This is a genomic window from Streptomyces sp. C (assembly GCF_000158895.1).
In the GTDB taxonomy this organism is placed as follows: Bacteria; Actinomycetota; Actinomycetes; order Streptomycetales; family Streptomycetaceae; genus Streptomyces; species Streptomyces racemochromogenes.
In genome coordinates this window covers 2,578,259-2,584,578 of the sequence record NZ_GG657750.1, presented here as the reverse complement: position 1 = coordinate 2,584,578, position 6,320 = coordinate 2,578,259, and the positions used below count along the sequence as shown (strand labels likewise).

General features: G+C 71.6%; 6 protein-coding genes. 2 read left to right on the top strand and 4 right to left on the bottom strand.

Going from position 1 to position 6,320, the window contains the following annotated elements:
* Window positions 1-126: 126 nt before the first annotated feature.
* The gene (gene era / locus SSNG_RS11440; RefSeq protein WP_042800876.1) at window positions 127-1,068 is read left to right on the top strand and encodes a GTPase Era; all 942 of its coding nucleotides are present in this window, start codon (window positions 127-129) and stop codon (window positions 1,066-1,068) included.
* A gap of 47 nt (window positions 1,069-1,115) precedes the next feature.
* Here era and SSNG_RS11435 read toward each other — a convergent pair whose 3' ends face one another.
* The 4 genes from SSNG_RS11435 to SSNG_RS11420 all read right to left on the bottom strand — a co-directional run bounded on the left by SSNG_RS11435 (window position 1,116) and on the right by SSNG_RS11420 (window position 4,171).
* The gene (locus SSNG_RS11435; protein WP_241695026.1) at window positions 1,116-1,781 is read right to left on the bottom strand and encodes a class I SAM-dependent methyltransferase; all 666 of its coding nucleotides are present in this window, start codon (window positions 1,779-1,781) and stop codon (window positions 1,116-1,118) included.
* Window positions 1,782-1,925: 144 nt separating this feature from the next.
* Window positions 1,926-2,225 (bottom strand): GNAT family N-acetyltransferase, encoded by a 300-nt coding sequence (locus SSNG_RS43695; protein WP_241695222.1) that lies wholly within the window; start codon window positions 2,223-2,225, stop codon window positions 1,926-1,928.
* A gap of 569 nt (window positions 2,226-2,794) precedes the next feature.
* Window positions 2,795-3,067 carry a protealysin inhibitor emfourin gene (locus SSNG_RS11425; RefSeq protein WP_007263980.1) on the bottom strand — a complete coding sequence of 91 codons (273 nt, stop codon included), beginning with the start codon at window positions 3,065-3,067 and terminating at the stop codon, window positions 2,795-2,797.
* A 27-nt stretch (window positions 3,068-3,094) separates the two neighbouring features.
* Window positions 3,095-4,171, bottom strand: coding sequence for a M4 family metallopeptidase (locus SSNG_RS11420; protein WP_007263979.1), 1,077 nt, complete (start codon window positions 4,169-4,171; stop codon window positions 3,095-3,097).
* Between the two features lie 366 nt (window positions 4,172-4,537).
* Here SSNG_RS11420 and leuA point away from each other — a divergent pair, with 366 nt between their 5' ends.
* A complete protein-coding gene (gene leuA / locus SSNG_RS11415) occupies window positions 4,538-6,301 on the top strand; it encodes a 2-isopropylmalate synthase (RefSeq protein WP_007263978.1) in 1,764 nt (587 codons plus the stop codon).
* Window positions 6,302-6,320 lie beyond the last annotated feature (19 nt).

Sequence of the window (6,320 nt, the reverse complement as noted above, 5' to 3'; positions counted from 1 at the left end):
CCAGAAGGGGTCCGGGCCGCCCGGCCCCCGGCAGGGGCGCGGTACGCCGCGCAGCGGGCGGCGCCTCCGGGGGCGTCGGCGGGAGCCTGGTCGGCGCGGGGGGCCGCATCGGGGAGAATGGCCCGTATGAGCGATCGTTCCCCCGAGCCCACCGCCCCGCACCGCGCGGGCTTCGCCTGCTTCGTCGGCCGCCCCAACGCGGGCAAGTCGACCCTGACCAACGCGCTCGTGGGCACCAAGGTCGCGATCACCTCCAACCGGCCGCAGACCACCCGCCACACCGTCCGCGGCATCGTGCACCGCCCGGACGCGCAGCTGGTCCTGGTCGACACCCCCGGTCTGCACAAGCCGCGCACGCTGCTCGGCGAGCGCCTCAACGACGTCGTGCGCACCACCTGGGCCGAGGTCGACGTCATCGGCTTCTGCCTGCCCGCCGACCAGAAGCTCGGCCCCGGCGACAAGTTCATCGCCAAGGAGCTCGCGGGGATCAAGAAGACCCCCAAGATCGCCATCGTCACGAAGACCGACCTGGTCGAGTCCAAGCAGCTGGCCGAACAGCTCCTCGCCATCCACCAGCTCGGCGCCGAGCTCGGCATCGAGTGGGCCGAGATCGTGCCCGTCTCGGCGGTCGGCGACACCCAGGTGCAGCTGCTGGCCGACCTGATCGCGCCGCTGCTGCCCGAGAGCCCCCCGCTGTACCCGGAGGGCGACCTCACCGACGAGCCCGAGATGGTGATGGTCGCGGAGCTGATCCGCGAGGCCGCCCTGGAGGGGGTGCGCGACGAGCTGCCGCACTCCATCGCCGTCGTCGTCGAGGAGATGATCCCGCGCGAGAACCGGCCCGCGGACCGGCCGCTGCTGGACATCCACGCCAACGTCTACATCGAGCGCCCCAGCCAGAAGGGCATCATCATCGGCCCGAAGGGCTCGCGCCTGAAGGAGGTCGGCATGAAGTCGCGCAAGCACATCGAGGCGCTGCTCGGCACGCCGGTCTTCCTCGACCTGCACGTGAAGGTCGCCAAGGACTGGCAGCGCGACCCCAAGCAGCTCCGCAAGCTCGGCTTCTAGCCCCGCCCCGGACCCCCTGACCCGGAGGCCAGAGCCCGGAGCTCCGGCTACGGCACGCGCCGCAGCTTCAGCGCGTTGTCCTTGCGGGTCCCCGGCCGGCCGTCGGGGGCCGTCAGGGCCTGCTCGTGCTCGGCCGAGAGCAGCACCTCCCAGGCGCCCTCCGGCAGCTCCAGGTCCGCGAGCACCTCGTCCGGGGTCGGGAAGCGGACGTCGGCGTGCGCGTCCGGGTCCCAGGACGGCCCGCCCGCGTGGCCGGCGATGAGCAGGATCCCGCCGGGGGCCACGGCGGAGGCGGCCGTGCGCAGGATCCGCTCGCGCGGGAAGTCCCCGTACGAGTGCAGGAAGCACGCGGAGACCAGGTCGAACTCCCCGTCGGGGAAGGACTCGGCCAGGTCGTGCCGCTGCCAGTCGACGCGGTCGCCGAGCCCGGCCTCGGCGGCGTGCCCGGCCGCCCGCGCGAGGGCCACCCCGGAGATGTCGGTGCCGGTGACGCGCCAGCCCTGCCGGGCCAGCCACACGGCGTCGGCGCCTTCGCCGCAGCCGAGGTCGAGGGCGCGGCCGGGGGTGAGGCCGGAGGCCTCGCGGACCAGGACCTCGTTGGGCCTGCCGCTCCAGATGCGGTCGCTCTCGCGGTAGCGGGCGTCCCACCAGCCCTCGCTCGCGCCGTCGGGGTGCTTCTCCTGGTGCTCGTGCTGATGCTGGTGCTGGGACACGGGGGCCTCTTCCATAAGGGTCCCCCAGCGGTGGCTGGGGGAGGGTCTGCCGGTACGGCCGATGCTGCGCCGCGGCCGCCGCCCGGGCAACTTCCGTTGCCGAACCGGCAACCTCCCCCAGCCGCCACTGGGGACCCCCCCGGGTCAGCCCGCCGCCGGCTCAGCTATCAGGGCGGTGCCCACCCGCCGGAACCCGGCGCGGGCGTAGATCCGGGCCACGTCCTCGTCCCCGGCCGACAGGAAGACCGTACGGGCGCCCCGGGCGCGGGCCTCGGCGACCAGTGCCGCGGTCACCCCGAGGGCCAGCCCCTGGCGGCGGGCGGTGGGCAGGGTGCCGACGCCGACGACCTCGGCGACGTCGCCGACCGGGTTGTACTGGCCGGAGCAGAGCACCAGCCCGTCGCGCACGGCGGCGGCCATCGCGGTGCGCCCGTCCCCGAGCATCGCCGACACGCGGGCCCGGTGCTCCTCGGCCCCCAATCCGCCACGGCCGCCGCGAGCTCCGCCGGGCCCGCCGTGCCCAGGGCGGTGCCCGGGCTCGCCGAAGGCCAGCGCCGGTACGGGTTATTTTTGTTCTTGTGAGCAGCGGGTCGTCGGCGCCGAGCAGCCGGACCTCGGGATGCGGCGGGAGCGGCTCGGCGCCGGCGTCCAGCGCCATGAGGGGGTGGGCGTGGACGTGCAGCCCCGCGGCCTCGACGGCGGCCCGCAGCGAGGGGGTGGTTTCGGCCACCCATTCGAAGGACTCCGGCACCTTCAGCTCCCGCTGCCTCTCCAGCACCTTGAGCACGTCGGCGGCGGTCGCGTCGGCGCCGCCGAGCGCGGGCCGCGCGTAGTACTGCCAGCCCTGCCCTTCCTGCACGAACAGGGTCAGCGGCCCGAAGTCCTCGCCCCGCGCACCGCCCCGGCGGGGGACGGCGTCGTAGTACCGCTCCAGGGCGGCCAAGATCGTTTCAGTCATCCCGCCATCCAAGCAGGACCGCCACGGCCTGGGCATCCCCTTTCCCGGAGCGTGCCTAAGCACCCTCCTTGAGCACCCGGGAGACCAGGCTGCGCTGGGCGTCCGACAGGTGGGGGTCCTGGCAGGACACCGTCCGCCCGTCCACCGTGATCCGGTACGAGAACCCGTCCCGCACCCCGCCCGGCCCCTGGCCGGCCCGGGGGTCCGGGCGCATCGCCAGCAGGGCCAGCGCCTGCCACTCCTCCTCGTCGGGCCGGCCCGAGGTGTCCACCTCGGCCCGGCGCTCGATCCCCGCGAAACCACCCGTCCGCACCACTTCGATCCGCATGGTGCCCTTCTATCGGAGCGGGACGGCCTAGGCCAGGCCGACGGCCGACCAGGCCTTCTGGAGGGCCTGGTGCTCCGCGCCGCCCTCGCCGTAGCGGGCGACGGCGGCGGCCGTCGACAGCCGGGCGAAGTCCTTGAAGGAGGCCTTCTCGCCCAGCTGTCCGCCGGTCAGCGTGTCGTACCAGATCCGCCCGGCCCGCTCCCAGGCCTTTCCGCCCAGCTCGGTGGCCGCGATGTAGAAGGCGTGGTTGGGGATACCGGAATTGATGTGGACGCCGCCGTTGTCGCGCGAGGTGTTGACGTAGTCGTCCATGCTCGCGGGCTGCGGGTCCTTGCCGAGCTCGTCGTCGTCGTACGCGGTGCCCGGCGCCTTCATGGAGCGCAGCGCGACGCCGGTGACGTTCGGCCCCAGCAGCCCGGCGCCGATCAGCCAGTCCGCCTGGTCGGCGGTCTGGTCCAGGGAGTACTGCTTGATCAGCGAGCCGAAGACGTCCGACATGGACTCGTTGAGCGCCCCGGACTGGCCGTGGTAGTCGAGGTTGGCCGTGTACTGGGTGACGCCGTGGGCCAGCTCGTGCCCGATGACGTCCACCGACACCGTGAAGTCGAGGAAGAGGTCGCCGTCGCCGTCGCCGAAGACCATCTGGCGGCCGTCCCAGAAGGCGTTGTTGTAGTCCTGGCCGTAGTGGACGGTCGCGTCCAGCGGCAGCCCGGAGTCGTCGATGGAGTGGCGTCCGAAGGCCTTCAGGAACAGTTCGTAGGTCGCGCCGAGCCCGGCGTAGGCGCGGTTGGCGGTGGCGTCCTTGACCGGTTCGGAGCCTTCCGCGCGGACCTTCTTCCCGGGCAGCCGGGTGCGGTGCTGGGCGTCGTAGATCGTCCGGGCGGGCCCTTCGGCGGGCGCGTCGGCCAGGGACGGGACGATCCCCCTGAGGGCGTTGACCTGGCGGCGCTCGCGCAGGCCGCTGTCGTGTTCGAGGGTGCGCAGGGCGGCGTCGGCCCGTGCGCCGTCCGCGGACTGGGCGGCCTTGCGGAGCAGGTGCGGCGGCACGACGGTGCAGAAGACGGGGCGGCGGGGGGTGTGGACAGGGGAAATGAAGGCATCCATGCACGGCAATGTGGCAGTGGGTCATGACGCTGTCACTACCGGCGACCATGATTCATTCGGTTGTCTCAAACCTGACGCGCCGTGTTGACGGATCACCCTGACCTGGACGCACGGAAGGAGTCGTAGCTCACAAAGGGTGCAAATCGGGCACCCGGGTCTTGCATACTGAAACAGGTCCTCGCGATACGGCGCGGCTCGGTTAGGCTCGGCCCATCATGCGTTTCGGGCTGCTTCTCCTTAGCTGCCGCGGCGAGGGTCTGTAGTCGTAGGCCGGCCCCCTCCCCGCGGAGTTTGGTGTTGCGGTTTTTACGACCGCCGTCGGCCGTTCAGCGAACTACACGCGGACCACGCGAGGAGCCCAACGCCATGAGCCAGCACACTTTTGTCGGTCGCCCCACGCCCATCACGAACGCGACCCACACCCAGAAGCCCTCCGGGATGCCGATCCACAAGTACGGCCGGTACGAGCAGGTGGACATCCCCGACCGCACCTGGCCGGACGCCCGCGTCACCAAGGCTCCCCGCTGGCTCTCCACCGACCTGCGCGACGGCAACCAGTCGCTGATCGACCCGATGACCCCCGCCCGCAAGCGCGAGATGTTCGACCTGCTGGTGCGCATGGGCTACAAGGAGATCGAGGTCGGCTTCCCCTCCTCCGGCGAGACCGACTTCGCCTTCGTGCGCTCCATCATCGAAGAGGGCGCGATCCCGGACGACGTCACCATCTCCGTACTGACCCAGGCCCGCGAGGACCTGATCGAGCGGACCGTCGAGTCGCTGGTCGGCGCCAAGCGCGCCACCGTGCACCTGTACAACGCGACGGCCCCGACCTTCCGCCGGGTCGTCTTCCGCGGCTCCAAGGAGCAGATCAAGCAGATCGCCGTGGACGGCACCCGCCTGGTCATGGAGTACGCCGAGAAGCTGCTGGGCCCCGAGACCGTCTTCGGCTACCAGTACAGCCCGGAGATCTTCACCGACACCGAGCTGGACTTCGCCCTGGAGGTCTGCGAGGCCGTCTGCGACGTCTGGCAGCCGGGCGAGGGCCGCGAGATCATCCTGAACCTGCCCGCCACCGTGGAGCGCTCGACGCCGTCCACCCACGCGGACCGCTTCGAGTGGATGGCCCGCAACCTGACCCGCCGCGAGCACGTCTGCATCTCCGTGCACCCGCACAACGACCGCGGCACCGCCGTCGCCGCCGCCGAGCTGGCGCTGATGGCCGGCGCCGACCGCATCGAGGGCTGCCTGTTCGGCCAGGGCGAGCGCACCGGCAACGTCGACCTGATCACCCTGGGCATGAACCTGTTCTCCCAGGGCATCGACCCGCAGATCGACTTCTCCCAGATCGACGAGATCCGCCGCACCAGCGAGTACTGCAACCAGATGGAGGTCCACCCGCGCCACCCCTACGCGGGCGACCTGGTCTACACCGCCTTTTCCGGCTCCCACCAGGACGCCATCAAGAAGGGCTTCGACGCCATGGAGGCCGACGCGGCCGCCCAGGGCAAGACCGTGGACGACATCGAGTGGGCGGTCCCGTACCTGCCGATCGACCCGAAGGACGTCGGCCGCTCCTACGAGGCGGTCATCCGGGTCAACTCGCAGTCCGGCAAGGGCGGCATCGCGTACGTCCTGAAGAACGACCACAAGCTGGACCTGCCGCGCCGCATGCAGATCGAGTTCTCGCGGATCATCCAGGCCAAGACCGACGCCGAGGGCGGCGAGGTCACGCCGAAGGCGATCTGGGACGTCTTCTCGGACGAGTACCTGCCCAACCCCGAGAACCCGTGGGGCCGCATCCAGCTGCGCTCCGGCTCCACCGCCACCGACAAGGACGGCACCGACACGCTGACCGTCGAGGCGGTCGTGGACGGCGTCGAGACGGTCCTGAACGGCACCGGCAACGGTCCGATCTCGGCCTTCTTCGACGCGCTGGCCGGCATCGGCGTCGACGCCCGCCTGCTGGACTACACCGAGCACACGATGAGCGAGGGCGCATCCGCCGTGGCCGCCTCGTACATCGAGTGCGCGATCGACGGCCGGGTCCTGTGGGGCATCGGCATCGACGCCAACACCACCCGCGCCTCCCTGAAGGCGGTCATCTCCGCCGTCAACCGCGCGGGCCGCTAGTTCACCCGTACGCGGCCCC

Excerpts from the sequence above, each read along its gene's own strand:
- SSNG_RS11420 (WP_007263979.1), bottom strand. The coding sequence starts at position 4,171 with ATGGATGCCTTCATTTCCCCTGTCCACACCCCCCGCCGCCCCGTCTTC.
- SSNG_RS43695 (WP_241695222.1), bottom strand. The coding sequence starts at position 2,225 with ATGCTCGGGGACGGGCGCACCGCGATGGCCGCCGCCGTGCGCGACGGG.
- SSNG_RS11425 (WP_007263980.1), bottom strand. The coding sequence starts at position 3,067 with ATGCGGATCGAAGTGGTGCGGACGGGTGGTTTCGCGGGGATCGAGCGC.
- leuA (WP_007263978.1), top strand. The coding sequence starts at position 4,538 with ATGAGCCAGCACACTTTTGTCGGTCGCCCCACGCCCATCACGAACGCG.
- era (WP_042800876.1), top strand. The coding sequence starts at position 127 with ATGAGCGATCGTTCCCCCGAGCCCACCGCCCCGCACCGCGCGGGCTTC.